A 20,740-nucleotide genomic window follows, 5' to 3' on the forward strand; every position below is an offset into this window, starting at 1 on the left:
CTCCCCTTCAGGGGAGGGGTTGGGGTGGGGCCGTGCAGCGCGCTCGGCATCGGAGAGTCTCGGCACCATCCCACGCGCACTTCTCCCGATTGCGCTCAAAACGACCAGACAAAGAGATACCGCTACCGCCAACCTGCCTCATTTTCAGGCATCCGTTCGCACCTGCACATAAAATTTACGCAATCTTAACCCTATCGCCGCGCCGCGACCGCGGAATCGCGTTCCGGGACGTTTGGCATGCCGATTGCAGAACAGAACCCCAGGACCAATGAACAGGGGGGTTCGCGCGTGAAGCTCGTCATAGGCATTATCAAGCCATTCAAGCTCGACGACGTGCGCGAGGCGCTGACTGAGATCGGCGTCGCGGGCATGACGGTCACCGAAGTGAAGGGTTTCGGCCGCCAGAAAGGCCAGACCGAAATCTACCGCGGGGCCGAATACAGCACCAACATGGTCCCCAAGATCAAGATCGAGGTCGTCTGCGGCAGCGATATCGCGTCGCGCGTGGTCGAAGCGATCCAGGCATCCGCCAACACCGGCGCGATCGGTGACGGCAAGATTTTCGTGCTCGATGTCGGTCAAGCGGTTCGGATCCGCACCGGCGAAACCGACGAGACCGCGCTGTGAGGGGGGTAGAGATGAAGCCAGGAATCAAGACGGGTTTGGCGGTTCTGGCGGGGGCGACCGCCTTCGCGGCGCTGCCCGCCTGGGCACAGGCTGCGGCCGGCCCGATCAAAGCCCCCGATGCCGCCCAGATGGCGACGATGGTCAACAAGGGCGATACCAGCTGGATGCTGATCTCGGCAGCGCTCGTGCTGATGATGTCGGTACCCGGCCTCGCGCTATTCTACGGCGGCCTCGTCCGCACCAAGAACATGCTGTCGGTGCTGATGCAGGTGATGATGATCGTCTGCGTCGCGGCGTTGCTGTGGGTGACCTACGGTTATTCGATGGCGTTCACTTCGGGCGGCGAGAACCACTTCTTCGGGGGCCTGTCCAAGGCGTTCCTCAAGGGCGTTGACGGCACCACGCTTGCCGCGACCTTCTCGAACAACGTCTACATTCCCGAACTCGCCTATGTCTGCTTCCAGATGACCTTCGCGTGCATCACGCCCGCGCTGATCGTCGGCGCGTTCGCCGAGCGCGTGAAGTTCACCCCGCTCATCATCTTCGTCGTCGCGTGGCTGACCCTGGTCTATTTCCCGATCGCGCACATGGTGTGGTACTGGGCTGGCCCGGATTTCCTTCCCGATGCGCCGACCGATGGTGGCTGGCTGTTCAACCTCGGCGCGCTCGACTTTGCGGGCGGCACCGTGGTCCACATCAACGCTGGCATCGCCGGCCTGGTCGGCTGCCTCGTGATCGGTCCGCGGCTTGGCTTTGGCCGCGAGCCGATGCCGCCGCACTCGCTGACGATGACGATGATCGGTGCCAGCCTGCTGTGGGTCGGCTGGTTCGGGTTCAACGCGGGGTCCAACCTCGAAGCGAACGGCGTCACCGCGGTCGCGTTCATCAACACCTTCGTCGCCACCGCCGCCGCTGCGGTCTCCTGGGCCGTGATCGACCAGATCGTCCACAAGAAGCCGTCGCTGCTCGGCGCGGTGACGGGGGCGGTCGCCGGGTTGGTCGCGATCACGCCGGCGTCGGGCTATGCCGCGCCGATGACGTCGATCGTGCTCGGGCTGATCGTGTCGCCGATCTGCTTCATCTTCGTCACCTATGTGAAGGCGTGGCTGAAGTATGACGACTCGCTCGACGTGTTCGGGGTCCATTGCGTCGGCGGGATCGTCGGGGCGCTGGCCACCGCGATCGTCGCGGCGCCGTCGCTCGGCGGCCAGGGCTATTTCGATTACACCAAGTTCCCCGCGGTCGCGGTTGCGGCGGCCGACTACAGCATGTCGGCGCAGCTGGTGAAGCAGATCACCGCGGTCGGCATCACCCTGGTGTGGTCGGGCGGCGTCTCCGCCGTGCTGTTCCTCGCGCTCAAGTACACGATCGGCCTGCGCCCGACCGAAGAGGTCGAGCACAACGGGCTCGACATCACCGAGCATGGCGAGCGCGCCTACAATTATTGACGAGTTCGGCCGCCGGGTCGGTGACCCGGTGGCTCCACGATGTTCCTCCTGCGGACGACCTAAGGCCGGTGCGGCAACGCACCGGCCCTTTTTTATGCAGGCGACCGCAGTGCCAGGAACCGCGACCGTCGCGCGGTGCCGCTCAGGCGAACAGGCCGTGGAGGTACCAGTGCCCGTCGCGCGCTTCGCCCTCTGCCGGCGCGTGGCGAAAGATCCAGAAGCGCCGCCCGCGCCGATCCTGCACGCGGAAATACTCGCGCACTGAAGGAGCAGCTCCCTGCGGCTGGCCTTCGGTTTCGATCCGTTCGGGTCCGTCGAAGTGGATCACGTCGTGCAGCTTCCGCTGCCAGCGAAAGCGCTGCGGTGGGCCCTCCCCGCCCGGCGCGGTGACGTCGATCCGTTGCGGCGGATCGCACAAATGGATCGGGCGCAGCGCAGCGTCGTGGAAATCGCTCGCCAGAGCCGCGGGCGGAAGGTCAATGGGTTCGGGGATGCCGAGGAGGCCCTGCTCCGGTTCCGCACGATCGCGCGCTGCGGACCGGACCGTCCTCCGGCGTGCGACCGGCCCTGGATCGGCGGGCGGCGCGGTGCTGCGATCGGCGATCGCCCCGCCGTCCAGATCCAGTTCGGTCGGCGCGAGCGGCTCGATCCGCGGAACCGACAAGCGGACCAGATCGACCCCGGCGCCGGGGTCGTGCGGATCGACCAAGGGATCGGCGCGCGCACCGATCCGCTCGCGGAACAGCCGGAGCAGCGTCGGCGGGTCGCGTGCCGGCAGATTGAGCGCGACCGAAAGATCGCACACGCGCCCATCGCTGCGGAACAGGCGCACGGCGAAGCGGCGTCCGCCTTCGTGGCAGGCGGTCAGCGTCCCGCACGCTTCAGTCACGAGCTGCTCGATCATCGCCAGGATCTCGCGCGGTCGCCCGATCGGTGCGTTGAGGCGGCGTTCGAAGACGAGTGCGGGTAACCGACGGCGGGGGCGAAGCGGCGTGTCGTCCTCCCCCAACAGCCGTTCGAGGCTTTCGCCGACGTCGGAACCGAACCGTGCCGTGATCGCCGCCGGGCGCTGCCCCGCCAGATCGCCGATCGTCTTTACCCCCGCGTCGCGCAACGCGGCGAGCGTCTCATCATCGGTGCGCAGCGCCGCGATGTCGAGCCGGCGTAACGCGGCGGCCTCGCTGGCGGCGGGCATCGTCTGGAACCGGGCGAGCGCCTGCGCAGCGTCCGGACCGTGCGCGACCGCGTGGCGCAGATGCGCGCTCCATGGCGCGAGGCGCGATTCGAGATCCGCGATCAGCGCGTCCTCGCCCCCGAACGGAACCGCACAGTCGGTAATGTCGAGCGTCACGCCGTCGGCCTCGTCGAGCGCGACCATCGGGGTGTAGCGTTCGCACAAATCCGCGATCCGCTCGATCCAGTCCTGATCGGCGGACGATCCGCTGTCATGGACCGCGAGATCGGCGTGGATCGCCCGCGCTTTCGCGAGCGTCATTCCGGGCGACACGCCGATCGCCTGTGCGCGGGGATCGACCGCAGTGACGCGAGTCTCGCCGCGATGGTTCTCGACGAAAACGCACGGCGCGTCCGAAGAAAGGTCCGCGCCTGGCGCGCGCGCTAACCGGTCGCTCGACAGGAACGGGAACCACACGGCGAGATACCGCGGCGAGCGTTTTACGGGTTGGGGCGATGGCGCTGCGCGCCCAGTCGGCACGACCGCAGCGCCGCGACGATGCGGCGCCGGAGCAAGCTTTTCAGCGGCGCTGCGGCGCATGGCAAGGGGCGCGGTCACGCTTGTTCATCGTCTGTTCTCTATGGTGTGGATCGGGTCCGCGAGTCAACACGATCGTCGGCGGATCGAGCGGTGCCCCCCGACAGTGTCACAGCCGCCCGTTGACCTTGTGTTGCTGCAATGCAACAGGGCGCGGGAAACGCTTCATCCGAAAGGATCACTTAGACCTTTCGTGTGTTTGGGCGTCGTCAATGGAGAACACATATGCGTAAAATTTTGATGGTTGCAGCAGCAGTCGCCGCGTTTTCGGCAACGGCCGTGTCGGCTCAGGAAGTCACCACGACGTCCGCCAGCGAAGGCAACAACACCTCGTTCCGCGGGTTCCGCCTCGAAGGCAACCTCGGTGGTGATCGTTTCCAGTCGCAGGGCCGCCACGAAGACAAGTTCGGCTACGGTGCCACGATCGGCTTCGACGGCGTGATCGCTGACCGTATCGTCGTCGGTCCGGAAGCGACCTACTGGCGCGCGAACAACTGGACCGAGAATTGCGGCGCAGCGACCGGTGGGTCGGTTTGCCACAAGTCGTTCGAGGAATTCGGCGTTGGCGTCCGCGCTGGCTACCTGCTGACCCCGCGCGCGATGGTCTTCGCCAAGGGCGGTTACGTCACCAACGAGCAGCGCAAGGCGTATAACTCGGCAACCCCGGGTGCGTCGTATTACGACCACTTCAACACCACCGGCTACCAGGTCGGCGGCGGTGCCGAATACACGGTCACCGAGGGTCGTCTGCCGGTCTACGTCAACGCGCAGTATGTGTTCTCGCAGTATAACGACCACACCTCGCGTCACCGCATCATGGGCGGCGTCGGCGTTCGCTTCAAGTAAGCGTACCCCCACCCGTTCGAGAAGGGCGCGCCCAGCGATGGGCGCGCCCTTTTTCGTGGGAACTCACCAGTTCCACATGCTGCCGTCGCGCAGCCGCGCGATCGGCAACTGGCGCGGCGTGTAGGGGTATGTCGCGGCCAGCGCTTCGTCGATGTCGACGCCGTGCCCGGGCACATCGCCCGGATGCAGCATCCCGTCCGCGAAGCTGTAGTGATGCGGGAAGACCGCGTCGGTTTCCGCGCTGTGCGGCATATATTCCTGGATCCCGAAATTGGGGACCCAGCTCTGGAAATGGAGCGCCGCGCCCATCGTGACGGGCGAAAGGTCGGTCGCGCCGTGGCACCCGGTGCGGACCTGCCAGACCGCCGCGAAATCCGCGATGCGGCGCAGATGCGTGATCCCGCCGGCCCCGACGATCGTCGCGCGGATGTAGTCGATCAGCTGGTTCTGGATCAGCTCCTTGCAATCCCACACCGTGTTGAACACCTCGCCCACCGCGAGCGGGGTGGTGCTGTGCTGGCGGATCAGCTGGAACGACTCCTGGTTTTCGGCCGGCGTCGGGTCCTCGAGCCAGAACAGATCGTAGGGTTCGAGCGATTTGGCGAGTTTCGCGGCCTCCTGCGGGGTCAACCGGTGGTGCGCATCGTGGAGCAGCAGCGGCGCCTCGCCGAAGCTGGTGCGCAGCGCGTCGAACAGGCGGGGCGTGTGCCGCAGATATTCGGGGGTCGACCAGATCGTCTCGCTCGCGAGCGCGGCGTCGGCGGGTTCGTAGACGTGTTTGTCCTTCGACACGCCATACGGTTTGTCGAGCCCCGGCACCCCGCTCTGCGCGCGAATCGCATGATAGCCGAGGTCGATGTAGCGCGCGACCGCATCGGTCGTCTCGGCGATGTCGCGGCCGTTGGCGTGGCCGTAGACCGTCACGCCGTCGCGACTCTTGCCGCCGAGCAGATCGTAGAGCGGCGCGCCGAGCGCCTTGCCCTTGATGTCCCACAGCGCGACGTCCACCGCGGCGATCGCGCGCATCGTGACCGGACCGCGCCGCCAATAGGCGCCCCGGTACAGCAATTGCCAGATATCCTCGATCCGCCGCGCATCCCGCCCGATGAGCAGGGGACAGACATGGTCCTTGAGGTAACTCGCGACCGCCTTCTCGCGCCCGTTGAGCGTGGCATCGCCGATCCCGTAGACGCCCTCGTCGGTGACGATCTTGAGCGTGACGAAATTGCGCCCCGGGCTCGTCACGATGACACGGGCTTCGCGAATGCGCATCTGGGCTTGTCCTCTCGACCGGCGGTTACGCTAGCCCGCCAGAGCGGGCGCGTCCAATCGCGAGGCCGAGGGTCAGGCCGGGTGCGTCACTTGCTCGGGGCCGTGGGTCGGATGTTGCTGTGCGCGAACGCTTCCACGATCGGCGCCGGGTCTTCGAATTCAGCGTCATAGCGAAACGGCGTTGCCAGACGCGCCCAGGAATGGGCCGACCGCGTGAAGATCTCCGCGATCGGGCGGACCCAGCCCATGTCGTCGAGCGAACTCGGGCGAACGATCACGGTGTTGGGCGCGCCGGTCGTCGTCGTATGCGTCCAGGTTGCGCACGCTGGGCACACATACCGCGTCGAGGTCGCCCCGGACTCCGCCTGTTTGTCGAGCACGCGCGGCGCGACGTCGGACAGCAGCGCAAACCCGGCCGCGGGGACGGCCATGCCGAGCGAGAACGCCGAGGCGCTCATTTGCTGGCAGTCGGTGCAATGGCACGCCATCGTGAAGAGCGGCGCCTGGTCGACGCGGTAGCGGATCTGGCCGCAGAAGCAGCCGCCATCGAGCGGGAGGGGGAAATCGGTCATGCGCCGGACAACGTGCAACCGTACGATCGGTCGCACCGCGGCACACATAGTTTGGCGAATCGACAGTGCCCCGGCCTGAAGCTACTGCTTGCCGGTGATCGCCTTTGCAGCCCTTCTGCGCAGCCATGCCGCGACCGCCTGGACGGTGATCGTCTGCGCGGTCCTGCTGCGCGCGATCGTCCCGGCGGGTTTCATGCCGATGGTAAGCGCGAACGGCGTGGCGATCGTGGCGTGTCCGGGAATGGCGCCTGCCCAGCACGGCACCGATGCGTCGGTGGATCCGATGCCCGGGATGGCGCACCACGCAAGGCCCGATCATCCCCGAGACAAGCAGCCGGCGCCCGCAAAGTCCGACGGGCCGTGCGCCTTCACCGGCTTGACCGCACCAAGCATCGGCGGCGCGGATAGCGTGCTGCTGGCGATAGCGCTGGCAATCGTGTCCGCCGCCGCGTTGCTCCAACGGCCCGCGCTCGGGATCACGCCGCGAGGCTTTTTGCGCCCACCCTTGCGGGGTCCGCCCGCCCCCCGGTGACGGTGTCGCCAGCGCGGCACCCTGATGGACCGATCGCGTGCCCGACGGCGCGCGCCTTTGCGAACGGCCATGGCCGGGATCGAACGGGGAATTTTCATGACCAACCGCCTCCGACCGCGCGGTGCCGCGCCCGCGCAGCCGCCCGCCAGCCGCCCGGTCCGACTGTGAGCGTCCAGACCGCCGGAACCCGCTGGTACAACAGCGTGTGGCGCTGGCATTTCTATGCCGGGCTGATGTGCATCCCGTTCGTGCTGTGGCTCGCGTTGACGGGGGCAGCCTATCTGTGGCGTCCGCAAGTCGAGGCGTGGCTCGACCAGCGGTTCGATCATCTCGCGACCGCTGCGCCCGCGCAGTCGCCCGATGCGCAGGTCACGGCGGCGGAGCGCGCGGTGCCGGGGTCGACGCTCCGCAGCTACGGACTGCCCGCGGCGCCGGGGCAGGCGGTGCGGATCATCGTCGAGCGCGACGGCGTGGCCAGCCGGGTCTATCTCGATCCGGCAACGCTGCGCGTGCTCCATGTGGTGCCCGAGGCGGCGCGCCCGTTCGCGGTGCTGTCGCGGCTGCACGGCGAACTGCTTGCCGGAGCGATCGGAAGCTATATCGTCGAGATCGCGGCGTGCTGGGCGGTGACGATGCTGCTGACCGGGGTGTATCTGTGGTGGCCGCGCGGGCGACGCGGGCTTGGCGGCGTGCTGTATCCGCGCCTGGGGCGAGGCAAGCGCGTGTTCTGGCGCGATCTGCACGCTACCGCCGGGATCTGGGTCTCGGTCTTCGCGCTCGGGCTGATCCTGACCGGGCTGCCATGGGCGAAGGGCTGGGGCAGCTATCTGGTCGAGATCCGCACGCTGACGGGGACCAATGCGGGGCCAGTCGACTGGACGATCGGGGGCAAGTCTCCGGTCGCGGCGGAGGCCCCCGATCCGCATGCCGGGCACGCGGGGATGACGATGGGAATGGCGATGGGAATGGCGGCGGCACGCGCGCCCGCCGCGATCGCTGCGGGCGACCTGACGCGCGTCGTGGCGACGGCGCGCCCGCTCGGGATCGCGGCGCCGGTGATGATCGCGCCGCCCAAGACACCGGGCGCGCCGTGGTCGGTGCGGTCCGATGCGGCGGACCGTCCGCTCCGGTCGGAAGCGGAGATCGACGGGGCGACCGGCCGCCTGATCGGCCGCAGCGGGTTCGCCGAGCGGCACTGGATCGACCGGCTGATCGGCTATGGCATCGCGGTCCACGAGGGCGCGTTGTTCGGCCTCGCCAACCAGATCGCGGGGACGATCGTCGCGCTGCTGCTCGCGCTGCTGGCGGGATCGGGCGCGGTGCTGTGGTGGCGCCGGCGACCGGTCGGGCTGCTCGGCGCGCCGCTCCGGTTGACGCGGCCACGGTTCGGCGCGGTGCTGGTCGCCGCGATTGTGGTGCTGGGGGTCTATATGCCGATGTTCGGGGGGACGTTGCTGCTGGTGCTGGCGGTGGAACGGCTGGTGCTGCGAAACCTGCGCGGGCCGCGGCGGTGGTTGGGGTTGGCGCGGGGGTGAGGATTGGGGGAACGAGCGCCGTTCGAGCACGATCGGACCGCGACTGGCCCTGTGCCGGCGCATCTGGATGGGATCGCAGCCTGGGGTACCAGAGGAGTACCAGACAGACAGCGTTGGTCCTTGTCGAGAAAACGCTACGGTGCGCGCCATGAGCATGGCTGTGATAGACGACAATATGCGGGCGGCGATCCTGCGCCTGACGATCGCCGAGCGGGAATGCCTCAAGCGCTGTCTGGACCACCAGACCGCCAAGCAAATGGCGCTCGATCTCGGCATTTCTCCACACGCCGTGGAAAAGCGGTTGAAAATGGCCCGCGCCAAGCTGGGTCTGTCCTCATCGCTCGAAGCGGCCAAGCTGGTCGAGGCGGTGGAGCGGTCCGGTCGGCTGGGACCCGACGCGTCGGACCTTCCGCAGGGCGACTTCGGGCGCGATCAGGACGGCGCTACTGCCGCCCCGCGCAACGAGACCGCGCGGATTACCCTGCGGCACCGTATCTATCTGGTCTCCGGAGCAATCCTCATGAGCATTTTTGCCGCAGCCGCCATCCTGATCTGGGTTCAATCTTCCGGCGCGATCGCGGGGCAGGCCGGCGCTCCAGCAACCGTTCCGGCGGCATCGTCGGTCGCACCCAGCTCCGTGCCGACCGCCGGGACTGAGGCTGCGTTGCGGCGTCTGGTCGCCGGGCTGGCAAGCGGCTCGCCCGACTATGACAAGCTCTCTCCGCGGTTCGCCGAGGTCGTCCGCGGGGATTTGCCGATGACGCATCCGATGTTCGAGAAACTGGGCGCGCTCAAGTCGGTCACGTACCGTGGGCACAGCATGATGGGCGACGATGCCTACAATCTGGTATTCGCCAATGGCGAGGTCTTCATGTCGGTCGCGCTCGACCCTGAAGGCCGGATGGCGGGTGGCATTCTGCGACCGGGGGGTGCGGTTCCCTATCGCTAAGAGCGGGGTATGTTGCTGCATCCAGCAGAACCGTCAGCGGTATGCCGACCCCAGCCAGAGGCCGGGGTCGGGGCCGGTGCCGCTTACTCCGCTGGCAGGTAAATCTCCCCGCCCTTCTCCCGGAACGTTTCGCTCATCGCCGCCATCCCGGCCTCCGCATCGGCATGCGTCGTGCCCTTGGCGAAGGCCGCGCGGTCCGCGTCGACCTGCCCCGCGCCCGCCGCGAGGAACCCATCCGCCGGGCCATTCTGCTTCGCCGCGAAATCCCGCACTTCCTGCGTGATCTTCATCGAGCAGAACTTCGGCCCACACATCGAGCAGAAATGCGCGGTCTTGGCGCCTTCCGCGGGGAGCGTCTGGTCGTGATACTGCTCTGCCGTGTCCGGATCGAGCGACAGGTTGAACTGGTCGCGCCAGCGGAAGTCGAAGCGCGCGCGCGACAGGGCGTCGTCGCGCATCTTGGCGGCGGGATGCCCCTTCGCCAGATCGGCGGCGTGCGCGGCGAGCTTGTAGGTCACCACGCCGACCTTGACGTCGTCACGGTCGGGGAGCCCCAGATGCTCCTTGGGCGTGACGTAGCAAAGCATCGCGGTGCCGTACCAGCCGATCATCGCCGCACCGATTCCGCTGGTGATATGGTCGTAGCCGGGTGCGATGTCGGTGGTGAGCGGCCCGAGCGTATAGAACGGCGCCTCGCCGCACACTTCGAGCTGCTTTTCCATATTCTCCTTGATCTTGTGCATCGGCACGTGGCCGGGGCCTTCGATCATCACCTGGACGTCGCTCTTCCACGCGCGGTGGGTGAGTTCGCCCAAGGTGTAGAGCTCGCTGAACTGTGCTTCGTCGTTCGCGTCGGCGATCGAGCCGGGGCGGAGGCCATCGCCGAGTGAGTAGGCGATGTCATACGCCTGCATGATCTCGGTGATCTCGTCGAAGCGTTCGTAAAGGAAGCTCTCCTTGTGGTGCGCGAGGCACCATTTCGCCATGATCGACCCGCCGCGCGAGACGATCCCGGTGACGCGCTTGGCGGTCATCGGGATATAGGCGAGCCGCACGCCCGCGTGGATCGTGAAGTAATCGACGCCCTGCTCGGCCTGTTCGATCAACGTGTCGCGGAAGATCTCCCAGGTCAGGTCCTCGGCGACGCCGCCGACCTTTTCGAGCGCCTGGTAGATCGGCACGGTGCCGATCGGGACGGGCGCGTTGCGCAGGATCCATTCGCGCGTGTCGTGGATGTTGCGGCCCGTCGACAGGTCCATCACCGTGTCCGCGCCCCAGCGGATCGACCAGACCATCTTGTCGACCTCGGCCGCGACGTTCGACGCGACCGCCGAATTGCCGATGTTGGCGTTGATCTTGACCAGAAAGTTGCGGCCGATCGCCATCGGCTCGGATTCGGGGTGGTTGACGTTGTTGGGGATGATCGCGCGGCCGCGGGCGATTTCGTCGCGGACGAATTCGGGGGTGACGTAATCGGGGATGCTCGCGCCGAACGATTCGCCGTCGCGGATCAGCTTCTCTTTTGCCGCCGCGCGACCGAGGTTCTCGCGGATCGCGACATATTCCATCTCGGGGGTGATGATGCCGCGCCGCGCGTAATGCATCTGGCTGACGTTCGCGCCCGCCTTAGCGCGCAAGGGGCGCTTGATGACGTTGGGGTATTGCGGGACGCCCGCCGAGCGATCCGGCCCGGTGAGGCCATTGTCTTCGGGGCGGATTTCGCGCGCGTCGTAGGATTCGACGTCGCCGCGCGCGAGGATCCAGTCGCGGCGGAGCTGTGGGAGCCCCATGTTGATGTCGATCTGTGCCTTGGGATCGGTGTAGGGGCCGGAGGTGTCGTAGACGCGCAAGGGGGGCTCGAGCGCGGACGGATCGAGCATAATCTCGCGCATCGCCACGCCCGCGCCGGGGATGTTGGCGGACGGAACGTGGATCTTGCGGCTGCCACGGATTGCTCCAGTGGTGACGCCAATTTCGGTGCGGGCAGGTATGTCGGCCATTGTGTCGCTCCTCAAATCGGACGAGCGACAACGGAACCCGGGCGTGGACACCGCTCCCTCCCTCCGCCCGTGCTAACGGGATCAGGTTCAAACGGGTCGTGGCTTCAGCCACCTCTCAGCTGCTCTGGCGCAGCCCCCCGGGGAATATCAGTCTTGTACGCGGTTCACACCGCGATGAAAAGCGCCGTCAGCTGGCAGCGCTGGTTTTGATCGTGCCGTTGATGCCCGCCGGGAAGAAGCCCCCGCCGACGACCGCGTTGCGGTTGAGATAAACGACGTTGAGCACCTGCCCCGGCGTGCGGCTGAAGGTGATGCCGTTCGCGTCGGTGGGGACGAGATTGGCGGTCGTGCCGTCGCCGATCCCCTGGTCGAGGTCGCTAGTCCCGTCGAGGCTGTCGCGCGCATCGCTGATCGCGTTCGCCTTGATCCGCAGCGACGGCGTTGCGATTCCCTTGGTGTAGAGGACGGTGCGGATCAGCCCGGCGTGATACGCCTCGGTCGCGAGAATGCCCGCCGCCGCGTCGATCAGCAGCGCCTGCGCGATCAGCGGGGCGGCACCCTTATAGGCGGTGACGCCGACGTCTTCGAAGATGAACGCGGCGAGCAGGAAATTCTCGTCGCTGGCATAGGGGTCGAAGGTGTCGGTCATCCCGATGATCCCCGCCGCGCGCGCCGCCAGAGTGAACGCACCGTTCGCGCCGCCATCGATGTTGATCGCGGGCTGCGCGACGGTCGAGGTGCCGAGCACCGAGCGCAGGAACGCGACGTGCGCGACCTCGTCTGCCGCGATCTCACGCGCATATTCGCGCACGACCGGGTCGGTGAAGGTGACTTGCCGCCCGCCGGTGACCGCCCCTTGCGCGCCCGTGCCGGTCAGCAATGCAGCGGGAAGCCCCGCGCCCGTCACTGCAAAGCTATAGAATTGCGCCTCGAGATATTCGAGGTTGAGCGCGAAGTTGAACGTGTCCTGGTCCTTGAGCACGTCGGTCGACGCGGGACTGGGGGTGGCAGTCGCCGTCGCGGTCGGCGTGGGCGTCGGGGGAATGAGGCTGTTGGTGTCGTTATTACTGCAAGCGGCGAGCAACGCGCCGCCACCGGCCACCACCGAAGCTGCCCCCGCGGTGCGCAGGAACTGGCGGCGGGCATCGCGGCGGCGGTCGCTCGCGTCGATCGCCTGGAGAAGAAGGTCGCTATCGATCACTGGAAACACTCCGGTACGGGCGCGAAAAAGGAAAAGGGCATCGGACAGGCGTCAGTTGGTGGCGCTGGTCGCGATCGAGCCGTTGACACCGTTGGGGAAGAAGCCCCCCTTCGAGACCGGCAAGGTGTTGAGATACAGGATGTTGAGCACGTTCCCGGTAGCGCGGCCGAACGTAAGGCCATCCTGCCCGGTGGGCACGATGTTGGACGCGGTCAGACCGTTGAGCGCGGGTGCCTGGCTGTTCGCGATCGTCACCAGGGAAATGCCCTGGTCGAAATCGCTGATCCCGTCGAGCGCATCGCGCGTGTTCGAGATTGCATCCGCGTTGGTGCGCAGGCTCGGCGTGGCGACGCCCTTGGAATAGAGCACGGTGCGGATGATCGACGCGTGATACGCCTCCGCCGCGAGGATCCCGGCGGCAGCTTCGAGATAGACCTTGCTGGTCAGCAGCGCCGATGCGCCGCGATAGGCGGTGACGCCGACGTCTTCGAACAGGAACGCCGCCTGCAGGAAGGCCTCGTCGCTGGCATAAGGGTCGAACGCGGCGCCGGTCGCCACGATCTTCGCCGCCTGCGCCGCGAGGCTGAACGCGCTGGTCGCGGTCGAGCCGATGTCGATCGCAGGCTGAGCGACCGCTGCGGTGCCGAGCTGCGCGCGGAGGAAGGTGACGTGTGCGATCTCGTCCTGCGCGATTTCGCGTGCATATTGCGCAACGACCGGATCGGTGAAGTTCACCTGCCGCCCGCCGCTGACCGCGCCCTGCGTGGTCGTGCTCGCACTGCCGGGCGTCAGCAGCGTGGTGGGAAGCCCGGTGCCGAAGGCGGCGAAGGAATAGAATTGCGCCTCGAGATATTCGAGGTTGAGCGCGAAATTGAGGATTGCGGCGTCGTTGTTGGCGGCCTGCGCGAATGCGTTGCTGCCGACTGCGACCGCGGTCGCGCCGACGGCTGCAATTGCGCCCGCGCCCAGCGCGGTACGGAAGAATTCGCGGCGTTCGCTACGGCGTTCTGCCCGCGAATCAAGCCGTTCGATCAGTTGTTCGTCGGTATCGGTCATCGCAGCGAAGCCTTCATCCTGGAAACACGCCAAGCGTTCGGGCTTGCGTGGCACCGTGCGGCGCGCGACGCAAGCCGGGAATGGCGCTCCGGCGCGACGGTTCGTCGCGCCGGAGGAGTCGCTGCGGGGATCGTTGGCTTAGAAGGTGTAGGCGACGCCGGCCGCGCCGACCCACTGGTTACGCGAGCCCGCGATCCGCACGATCGGCGCGTCCGCGAAGCTGCCGAGCATGCGCGAATAGGTGCCGCCCGCGACGAGCTTGAAGCCATGGAGCAAGTCGCCGGTCAGCGAATAGGTCGCGAGACCGCCGACCGAATAGTTCTTCCAGCCCTTGCCGGTGCTGTAGGTCGGAAGCCCGCTGGCGAGGCTCTGCGCTGGGGTGATGCTGAAGTAGGTCGCGCCATAGCCGCTCTCGACATATTGCGCGGTGCCGAACAGCGCGACCGCCGCCTTGCGGCTGAGCGGGGTCAGATAGTTGATCGACGGCTGCAGGATGCTCGACTTGTGGACGTTGTTGACGTCGTGGCGCATGCTGATCGACACCGACAGCTTGTCATACGGGCTGGTGATGACGCCGGTCTTGCCGAGGCCGATATAGCCGCCGAGTTCGATCGCGGTATCGATCTTGCCGAGCGCGCGGACGCGCAGGTCGTCGATGTTCTTCGGGCTCTGGCGGTCGAAATTGACCACGCCGATCGGGCCGAACTGGATGTCCCAGCGCTGGCCAGGCTGGTTGCGGGCAAGATCGAGGCTGGCGCGGTTGCCGATGACCGAGAAGTTGAAGCCCTTGACCGAACCGATCACGACCGGCGCCGGAACGACGCGATAGTCGTTCGAGCCGTCGTAATCCGGCAGATACGCCGCGCCGACACCGACGGTGACCGTGTCCTTGTCGAACTCGTCCGCAATCTGGTTGTTGTCGGCGGGCGCCGGCACCGCCTGCTGCGCGAGCGCGGGTGCGGCGGAGGCGAGCAACAGGACGGTTGCGGCGGCAAAGATGGAACGATGGGTCACGGGCGGCTCCGGCAATTCAGGAAGGGGCAAGACGATAATCGGGTACGAAACGCGGATTGTGTCGGGCGCGTAACGCGATGCAGTGGGATTGTTTCCGTGCCGTCGGGGTCAGAGCAGATATCGCATCCGGACCTGTTGCCGATCTGCATCACTCGACAGCGTGAAGCGCGCGGCAGCGAAGCGCGGCGGACCGAAGGTCACCGACGGATTGCGCGAAAAACCGAAGCCCTCGCGGGGAATTCCGGCGAACGTGTCGAGTTTGTGGTTGTCGTTCTCGTCATGGATCACCGCGACGGCATAATTTCCGTACGGAAGCCCGTCGAAGTGGATGCTGGTCATGTTTGCGGGGATCGAACGCGTCGTTGCCCGGGCATCGTCGACGCAGGCGGGGAAATTGTCGGGGTCCGCGGTCAGGCAGACGCGCACCATCCCCTTGGCCGAGCGCAGGTTCGAAACGTCGACGGCGAGCTCACTGGTCCCCACCGCGCCCGGCAAGGCCAGGAGCACCACCATGCCCGCGGCCGCGATCGACGCCAGCCTTGGCATGTTCGCGCGTGAAATTCCCGACGCCGCGGTCGGTGCCGCAGACCCGGTCCCAGAAACGGAAGTAGAGACCATAATTCCCTCGGTACAGTTCATGGTGTCGCTGATGATGGCTCGCGGTAATGAGCCACGCCCCCAATGGACCTCGCCACATGAACGCGGGAAACATTTCCCACCCCATGTGATTGGTGACGCCCATAACCGTCATCACCGTGAGCACCAAGCCGAGTGCGCCGACGTGGATCGGAATCGCGAAGACCAGTAGCGGAATTATCACAGCGCCGCTGATCGCCTCGATCGGATGAAACGCCATCGCCGCCCAGGCGGTCGGCGGGCGGCTGTCGTGGTGGAGCGCATGCGCGAGCTTGAACGCGCGCGGCTGGTGCATCCAGCGATGCGTCCAGTAGAACCAGGTGTCGTGCGCGACGAGGTAGAGCAATACCGAGACGGGGAGATACCACAGCGGATAGGCGTGGACGTCCTGATAGACCAAAGTCCAGCCGTGGTTCTGCCAGCCCCAGGCGATCACGCCCGCGGGAATGCCGTAGATTGCGGCGGAGACGATGCTCCACCAGATCTCGCGCCGGATTTGCGGGTTCATGCCGCGATACAGGCCGGGATAGCGCACCCGCGTCGCCGCCGCGAACGCGCCCGACACGATGAGATAGCGGACCGCGACGATCAACGACATGACCAGCGCGGACGCGAGGATGGCAAGAGCGATCGACATGACGGCCGCTATAGCCGCCACGCCGCGATCGACCTAGCGCAAGATCGTGCGGTCGCGATTTGCCCCCGGACGACCGTGACGCCTCCAAATACCGCAGGACGTGACTGTTCCATCACGGAAGATCGCCGCTTGCGTGCCGTACAGGATCGGTTACCCGCTGATTCATGGCGACCACATTCCACTGCGACGTCGCGATCGTCGGTGCCGGCCTCGCGGGCGGATTGATCGCGCTTGCGCTCAAGCGGCGGCATCCCGCGCTCGACGTCCGGCTGGTCGATGCGGCCGACACGGTCGGCGGGAATCATTTGTGGTCGTTCTTCGCGAGCGACGTCGATGAAGCGGACCGCTGGATCGTCGCGCCGCTGATCAGTTATGGCTGGCGCAGCTACGACGTCATGTTCCCCGCGCACGAGCGCCACATCACCGCGCCGTATTATTCGATCGAGTCGGACCGGCTGGATACGCTGGTCCGCGCGGCGCTGCCCGAGGCGGCGCTGATGCTGGGCCGCCCGGTGCACAGCGTCAGCGCGATCACCGTGGAGTTCGCCGACGGCGACCGGATCGAGGCGAAGGGCGTGATCGATGCGCGTGGGGCGGGCGATCTGGGGCAGCTCGATTGCGGCTGGCAGAAGTTCGTCGGGCGCGAGTTCGAGCTGGCAGAGCCGCATGACGATCCACGCCCGATGGTGATGGATGCGCGCGTGCCGCAACGCGACGGCTATCGCTTCGTCTATTGCCTGCCGTTCGCCGCGACGCGGATGTTCGTCGAGGATACCTATTACAGCGATACCCCCGATCTCGACCGCGCAGTGCTGAGCGACCGGGTCGACGCCTATGTCGCCACGCGCGGCTGGCAGGTCGATCGTCTGATCCGCGAGGAAGCGGGCGTGCTGCCGGTGACGATGGGGGGCGATTTCGAGGGGTATTGGCGCTCGACCGGGCAGGATTCGGCCAAGGCCGGGATGCGCGCCGGGCTGTTCCACCCGACGACGGGCTATTCGCTGCCCGACGCGGTGCGGACCGCATCGCTGATCGCGCGGACTCGCGACCTGTCGGGCGCGGGCTTGCGCGACCTGACTTATGGGTTCGCACGCGCGACGTGGCAGCAGCGCGGCTTCTATCGTATGATCGACAAGATGCTGTTCCGCGCGGCCGAGCCCGAGGAACGCTACCGTGTGCTCGAACGCTTCTACCGGCTCGACTCGCAATTGGTGCGGCGCTTCTATGCAGGACAATCGACGATGATGGACAAGGCCCGGATCCTGACCGGCAAGCCGCCGGTGCCGATCGGCCGCGCCTTACAGGCGATCGGCCTGTTGCCCGCCGCGCGGACGGAGCCGTCGGCATGAGCACCACGCCGCCCGCCCGGACTGCTATCGTCATCGGCGCGGGGTTCGGCGGGCTCGCGCTCGCGATCCGGCTGCAGTCGGCGGGGGTCGAGACGACGATCGTCGAGGCGCGCGACAAGCCGGGTGGGCGGGCGTACGTGTGGGAGAAGGACGGCTTCATCTTCGACGCCGGGCCGACCGTGATCACCGATCCGCCGTGCCTGCAGGAACTCTGGGCGCTGACCGGGCGCGACATGGCGGACGACGTGACGCTTGCGCCGGTGACGCCGTTCTACCGGCTCAACTGGCCCGACGGCGTCAATTTCGATTATTCAAACGATGCCCCCGCGCTCAACGCCGAGATCGCCAAGCTCAACCCCGAAGACGTCGCGGGCTACGCCAAGTTCCTGGAATATGCCGCGGGTGTGTATGAGGAGGGCTATCGCAAGCTCGGCCATGTCGCGTTCCTCGACTTCGCCTCGATGATCAAGGCGGCGCCTGCGCTGGCGAAGTATCAGGCGTGGCGGTCGGTCTATTCGATCGTGTCGTCTTACGTGAAGGACGAGCATCTCCGGCAGGCGCTGTCGTTCCACACGCTGCTGGTCGGCGGCAACCCGATGAACACCAGCGCGATCTATGCGCTGATCCACAAGCTCGAGAAGGACGGCGGCGTCTGGTTCGCGATGGGCGGGACCAACCAGCTGATCGCGGGCATGGTCCGCCATTTCGAGCGATTGGGCGGCGTGTTGCGGCTGAACGATCCGGCGATCGACATCGCGACGATGGGCGACCGCGCGACCGGCGTCACCACCGCGAGCGGCTGGCATGCGGATGCGGACATGGTCGCGTGCAACAGCGACGTGATGCACAGCTACCGCGACCTGCTGAAGTCGTCGCGGAGTGCGCAGCGGACCAAGACCGGGCTGGAACGCAAGAAATACTCGCCGTCGCTGTTCGTCGTGCATTTCGGGATCAAGGGGACGTGGCCGGGCATCCCGCACCATATGATCCTGTTCGGGCCGCGCTATCAGGGGCTGCTCGCGGATATCTACGACCACGGCGTGCTGCCCGAGGATTTCTCGCTGTATCTCCACCATCCGACCGTAACCGATCCGTCGCTCGCGCCCGAGGGGCATTCGACCTTCTATGTGCTCGCGCCGGTGCCGCACCTTGGCAAGTTCCCGGTCGACTGGAAGGAGATCGGCCCGATCCTCGAGAAGCGCATCCTCGATGAAGTGGGGCGGCGGCTGATCCCGGATATCCACGAGCGGATCGTGACCAAGTTCCATTACGCGCCGAACGACTTTGCGGCGGATCTGAATGCGCATCTGGGAAGCGCCTTCTCGCTCGAGCCGTTGCTGACGCAGAGCGCGTGGTTCCGGGTGCACAATCGCGACGACCATATTCCCAATCTGTATTTCGTGGGCGCAGGCACGCATCCGGGCGCGGGGATTCCCGGCGTGGTGGGGAGTGCCAAGGCGACCGCGGCGTTGATGCTGGAGAGTGAACGATGACTTTTGACGTAAAGCCCCTCCCCCTCGGGAGTGTCGGGTCGGCCATGCCCCCGGCATGGCCTGAAGGATGCGGGGCATCCTTCACCCTACACTGGGTTGGGGGTGGGGCGTGCCTCGCAGAGAGCAATGTTCTGCTGTACTGCCCCAGCCCAACCCCTCCCCTGAAGGGGAGGGGCTTGTGAAGCGCCTTGCTGTTTACTGTGGATCCGCCACCCCTGCTGATCCGGTCTATATCGAATCCGCCCGCCAGGTCGGCCGCACGCTCGCCGAGCGCGGGATCGGCGTCGTGTATGGCGGCGGCAAGCTCGGGCTGATGGGCGCGGTGGCCGACAGCGCTCTGGAAGCGGGCGGCGAAGTGATCGGGATCATTCCCGAAGCGCTCGTCAGCGCCGAGGTCGCGCATCGCGGCCTCACCGAACTCCACGTCGTCGCGACGATGCACCAGCGCAAACAGGCGTTTACCGACCTGTCCGACGGGTTCGTCAACTTGCCCGGCGGCACCGGCACGATGGACGAATTGTGGGAAGCGCTGAGCTGGGCGCAGATCGGCTATCATGAGAAGCCGGTCGGGTTGCTCAACGTGAGCGGTTATTATGACGGCCTGATCGCCTTTTATCACAAGATGGGCGAGGTCGGCTTCCTGCGGCCGCAGCATCAGGGCATTCTGCTGATCGATACCGCGCTCGACGGGTTGCTTGCGCAGATGGCGGCACACGAACCGATCGAGACGATCACCAAGATGCTTGCCAGCGACCTGTGAACGATCCCGCGTCGCGCGCCGCGACCGTTGCGGCCGCCAAGCAGTCGATCGCGCGCGGCTCCAAGAGCTTTGCCGCGGCTAGTACGCTGTTCGCGCCGAAGGTGCGCGAGCGCGCGTGGCTGCTCTATGCGTGGTGCCGCGCGTGCGACGACATCGCCGATGGGCAGGATCACGGTCATGATATGACGGGCGTGGCGGACGGCCCCGAACGGCTCGCGATGATGACCGCCAAGACCGAGGCGGCTTTGGCGGGCGTCCCGGTCGGCGAGCCGGCGTTCGATGCGTTGCGGCTGTTCGCGGCCGAGACCGCCCTGCCCCCGGCACTTCCGCGCGACCTGATCGCTGGGTTCGCGCTCGACGCCGAAGGGTGGCGGCCGCAGACCGAGCAGAATCTGTATCGCTATTGCTACCATGTCGCGGGCGTCGTCGGCAGCATGATGGCGATCGCTATGGGGGTGTCCCCCGACGATCACGCCACGCTCGATCGCGCGTGCGATCTTGGCCTCGCGTTTCAGCTCGCCAACATCGCGCGCGACGTCGCGGAGGATGCGCGTGCGGGGCGGTGTTACCTGCCGCAGGACTGGCTCGACGAGTTCGGCATTCCGGCGGAGGCGCTGCTCGCGCCGCAATATCGCGATCGGCTGGGGTCGCTCGGCGAGCGTTTGGGACTGCTTGCCGCGCGGTATGAGGAAAGCGCGCGCTACGGCACGCCTGCGCTCGCGTTCCGTTCGGCGTGGGCGGTACTCGCGGCGGCGGGAATCTACGGGGCGATCGGGCGGAGCGTCGCGACGCTCGGGCCGCGCGCGTGGGATGCACGGGTGACGACGTCGCGCCAGGCGAAGCTCGGGTTCATCCGCCGCGCGTTCGACGAGGCGCGACGGCGGCGGGTGCTCTATCCGGCGACGGAGCGGGATGCGACGCTGTGGACCCGGCCACGCTGACGCGCTTCCCTCACCGTTCGCCCTGAGCGCAGTCGAAGGGCACCTCTCGAAGCCGAGCGACGTGCGTGGTGAGAGCAGGGCTTCGACTTCGCTCAGCCCGA

The 20,740-nt window shown here is 66.8% G+C and carries 19 protein-coding genes and 1 riboswitch; of the genes, 10 read left to right on the top strand and 9 right to left on the bottom strand.

Features of this window, described 5'->3' with window-relative positions:
- The first annotated feature begins 288 nt into the window (after positions 1-288).
- Both QBJ92_RS15280 and QBJ92_RS15285 read left to right on the top strand, forming a co-directional pair.
- Positions 289-627, top strand: a complete 339-nt coding sequence (locus tag QBJ92_RS15280) for a P-II family nitrogen regulator (protein ID WP_277970564.1) — start codon at positions 289-291, stop codon at positions 625-627.
- 11 nt (positions 628-638) lie between these two features.
- The gene (locus QBJ92_RS15285; RefSeq protein ID WP_277970565.1) at positions 639-2,075 is read left to right on the top strand and encodes an ammonium transporter; all 1,437 of its coding nucleotides are present in this window, start codon (positions 639-641) and stop codon (positions 2,073-2,075) included.
- A gap of 142 nt (positions 2,076-2,217) precedes the next feature.
- Here QBJ92_RS15285 and QBJ92_RS15290 read toward each other — a convergent pair whose 3' ends face one another.
- Positions 2,218-3,867 (bottom strand): Y-family DNA polymerase, encoded by a 1,650-nt coding sequence (locus tag QBJ92_RS15290; protein WP_277970566.1) that lies wholly within the window; start codon positions 3,865-3,867, stop codon positions 2,218-2,220.
- Between the two features lie 204 nt (positions 3,868-4,071).
- On the opposite strand from QBJ92_RS15290, the gene QBJ92_RS15295 reads away from it, so the two are divergent.
- Positions 4,072-4,692, top strand: coding sequence for an outer membrane protein (locus tag QBJ92_RS15295; protein WP_277970567.1), 621 nt, complete (start codon positions 4,072-4,074; stop codon positions 4,690-4,692).
- Positions 4,693-4,755: 63 nt separating this feature from the next.
- Here the strand turns inward: QBJ92_RS15295 and manD are convergent, their stop codons facing one another.
- Both manD and QBJ92_RS15305 read right to left on the bottom strand, forming a co-directional pair.
- Entirely contained in the window at positions 4,756-5,964 is a 1,209-nt protein-coding gene (manD, locus tag QBJ92_RS15300) for a D-mannonate dehydratase ManD (RefSeq protein WP_277970568.1), read from the bottom strand.
- 86 nt (positions 5,965-6,050) lie between these two features.
- Positions 6,051-6,536 carry a GFA family protein gene (locus tag QBJ92_RS15305; RefSeq protein WP_277970569.1) on the bottom strand — a complete coding sequence of 162 codons (486 nt, stop codon included), beginning with the start codon at positions 6,534-6,536 and terminating at the stop codon, positions 6,051-6,053.
- 94 nt (positions 6,537-6,630) lie between these two features.
- Between QBJ92_RS15305 and QBJ92_RS15310 the strand changes: the two genes are divergently transcribed.
- The 3 genes from QBJ92_RS15310 (at position 6,631) to QBJ92_RS15320 (ending at position 9,552) form a co-directional block, all read left to right on the top strand.
- The gene (locus tag QBJ92_RS15310; RefSeq protein WP_277970610.1) at positions 6,631-7,068 is read left to right on the top strand and encodes a DUF2946 family protein; all 438 of its coding nucleotides are present in this window, start codon (positions 6,631-6,633) and stop codon (positions 7,066-7,068) included.
- 164 nt (positions 7,069-7,232) lie between these two features.
- Positions 7,233-8,603 carry a PepSY-associated TM helix domain-containing protein gene (locus QBJ92_RS15315; RefSeq protein WP_277970570.1) on the top strand — a complete coding sequence of 457 codons (1,371 nt, stop codon included), beginning with the start codon at positions 7,233-7,235 and terminating at the stop codon, positions 8,601-8,603.
- A gap of 154 nt (positions 8,604-8,757) precedes the next feature.
- Positions 8,758-9,552 (top strand): helix-turn-helix transcriptional regulator, encoded by a 795-nt coding sequence (locus QBJ92_RS15320; RefSeq protein ID WP_277970571.1) that lies wholly within the window; start codon positions 8,758-8,760, stop codon positions 9,550-9,552.
- Positions 9,553-9,635: 83 nt separating this feature from the next.
- Here QBJ92_RS15320 and thiC read toward each other — a convergent pair whose 3' ends face one another.
- The 6 genes from thiC to QBJ92_RS15350 form a co-directional block, all read right to left on the bottom strand.
- Positions 9,636-11,552 carry a phosphomethylpyrimidine synthase ThiC gene (thiC, locus tag QBJ92_RS15325; RefSeq protein ID WP_277970572.1) on the bottom strand — a complete coding sequence of 639 codons (1,917 nt, stop codon included), beginning with the start codon at positions 11,550-11,552 and terminating at the stop codon, positions 9,636-9,638.
- Positions 11,553-11,593: 41 nt separating this feature from the next.
- Positions 11,594-11,702: riboswitch (TPP riboswitch) on the bottom strand.
- Between the two features lie 37 nt (positions 11,703-11,739).
- Entirely contained in the window at positions 11,740-12,753 is a 1,014-nt protein-coding gene (locus tag QBJ92_RS15330) for a ferritin-like domain-containing protein (protein WP_277970573.1), read from the bottom strand.
- Between the two features lie 51 nt (positions 12,754-12,804).
- A complete protein-coding gene (locus QBJ92_RS15335) occupies positions 12,805-13,809 on the bottom strand; it encodes a ferritin-like domain-containing protein (RefSeq protein WP_277970574.1) in 1,005 nt (334 codons plus the stop codon).
- Positions 13,810-13,947: 138 nt separating this feature from the next.
- Positions 13,948-14,823 (bottom strand): MipA/OmpV family protein, encoded by an 876-nt coding sequence (locus QBJ92_RS15340; protein WP_277970575.1) that lies wholly within the window; start codon positions 14,821-14,823, stop codon positions 13,948-13,950.
- Positions 14,824-14,931: 108 nt separating this feature from the next.
- Positions 14,932-15,336: a DUF2141 domain-containing protein gene (locus QBJ92_RS15345; RefSeq protein WP_277970576.1), complete on the bottom strand. Its 405-nt coding sequence runs from the start codon at positions 15,334-15,336 to the stop codon at positions 14,932-14,934.
- Entirely contained in the window at positions 15,293-16,096 is an 804-nt protein-coding gene (locus QBJ92_RS15350) for a sterol desaturase family protein (protein WP_277970577.1), read from the bottom strand. The genes QBJ92_RS15345 and QBJ92_RS15350 overlap by 44 nt, the downstream gene beginning before the upstream one ends.
- A gap of 164 nt (positions 16,097-16,260) precedes the next feature.
- Here QBJ92_RS15350 and crtY point away from each other — a divergent pair, with 164 nt between their 5' ends.
- The 4 genes from crtY (at position 16,261) to QBJ92_RS15370 (ending at position 20,639) form a co-directional block, all read left to right on the top strand.
- A complete protein-coding gene (crtY, locus tag QBJ92_RS15355) occupies positions 16,261-17,445 on the top strand; it encodes a lycopene beta-cyclase CrtY (protein ID WP_277970578.1) in 1,185 nt (394 codons plus the stop codon).
- Positions 17,442-18,938, top strand: a complete 1,497-nt coding sequence (locus tag QBJ92_RS15360; protein ID WP_277970579.1) for a phytoene desaturase — start codon at positions 17,442-17,444, stop codon at positions 18,936-18,938. Before crtY ends, QBJ92_RS15360 begins: the two co-directional genes overlap by 4 nt.
- A 178-nt stretch (positions 18,939-19,116) precedes the next feature.
- Positions 19,117-19,698: a TIGR00730 family Rossman fold protein gene (locus QBJ92_RS15365; protein ID WP_277970580.1), complete on the top strand. Its 582-nt coding sequence runs from the start codon at positions 19,117-19,119 to the stop codon at positions 19,696-19,698.
- The gene (locus QBJ92_RS15370; protein ID WP_277970581.1) at positions 19,695-20,639 is read left to right on the top strand and encodes a phytoene/squalene synthase family protein; all 945 of its coding nucleotides are present in this window, start codon (positions 19,695-19,697) and stop codon (positions 20,637-20,639) included. The genes QBJ92_RS15365 and QBJ92_RS15370 overlap by 4 nt, the downstream gene beginning before the upstream one ends.
- Positions 20,640-20,740: the final 101 nt, after the last annotated feature.

The organism is Sphingomonas echinoides (assembly GCF_029623395.1).
GTDB classification, from domain to species: domain Bacteria; phylum Pseudomonadota; class Alphaproteobacteria; order Sphingomonadales; family Sphingomonadaceae; genus Sphingomonas; species Sphingomonas echinoides_A.

Coding starts and splice junctions, on each gene's coding strand:
- QBJ92_RS15320 (WP_277970571.1), top strand. CDS start 8,758: ATGGCTGTGATAGACGACAATATGCGGGCGGCGATCCTGCGCCTGACG.
- QBJ92_RS15350 (WP_277970577.1), bottom strand. CDS start 16,096: ATGTCGATCGCTCTTGCCATCCTCGCGTCCGCGCTGGTCATGTCGTTG.
- manD (WP_277970568.1), bottom strand. CDS start 5,964: ATGCGCATTCGCGAAGCCCGTGTCATCGTGACGAGCCCGGGGCGCAAT.
- QBJ92_RS15285 (WP_277970565.1), top strand. CDS start 639: ATGAAGCCAGGAATCAAGACGGGTTTGGCGGTTCTGGCGGGGGCGACC.
- QBJ92_RS15360 (WP_277970579.1), top strand. CDS start 17,442: ATGAGCACCACGCCGCCCGCCCGGACTGCTATCGTCATCGGCGCGGGG.
- thiC (WP_277970572.1), bottom strand. CDS start 11,552: ATGGCCGACATACCTGCCCGCACCGAAATTGGCGTCACCACTGGAGCA.
- QBJ92_RS15345 (WP_277970576.1), bottom strand. CDS start 15,336: ATGGTGGTGCTCCTGGCCTTGCCGGGCGCGGTGGGGACCAGTGAGCTC.
- crtY (WP_277970578.1), top strand. CDS start 16,261: ATGGCGACCACATTCCACTGCGACGTCGCGATCGTCGGTGCCGGCCTC.
- QBJ92_RS15335 (WP_277970574.1), bottom strand. CDS start 13,809: ATGACCGATACCGACGAACAACTGATCGAACGGCTTGATTCGCGGGCA.
- QBJ92_RS15295 (WP_277970567.1), top strand. CDS start 4,072: ATGCGTAAAATTTTGATGGTTGCAGCAGCAGTCGCCGCGTTTTCGGCA.
- QBJ92_RS15305 (WP_277970569.1), bottom strand. CDS start 6,536: ATGACCGATTTCCCCCTCCCGCTCGATGGCGGCTGCTTCTGCGGCCAG.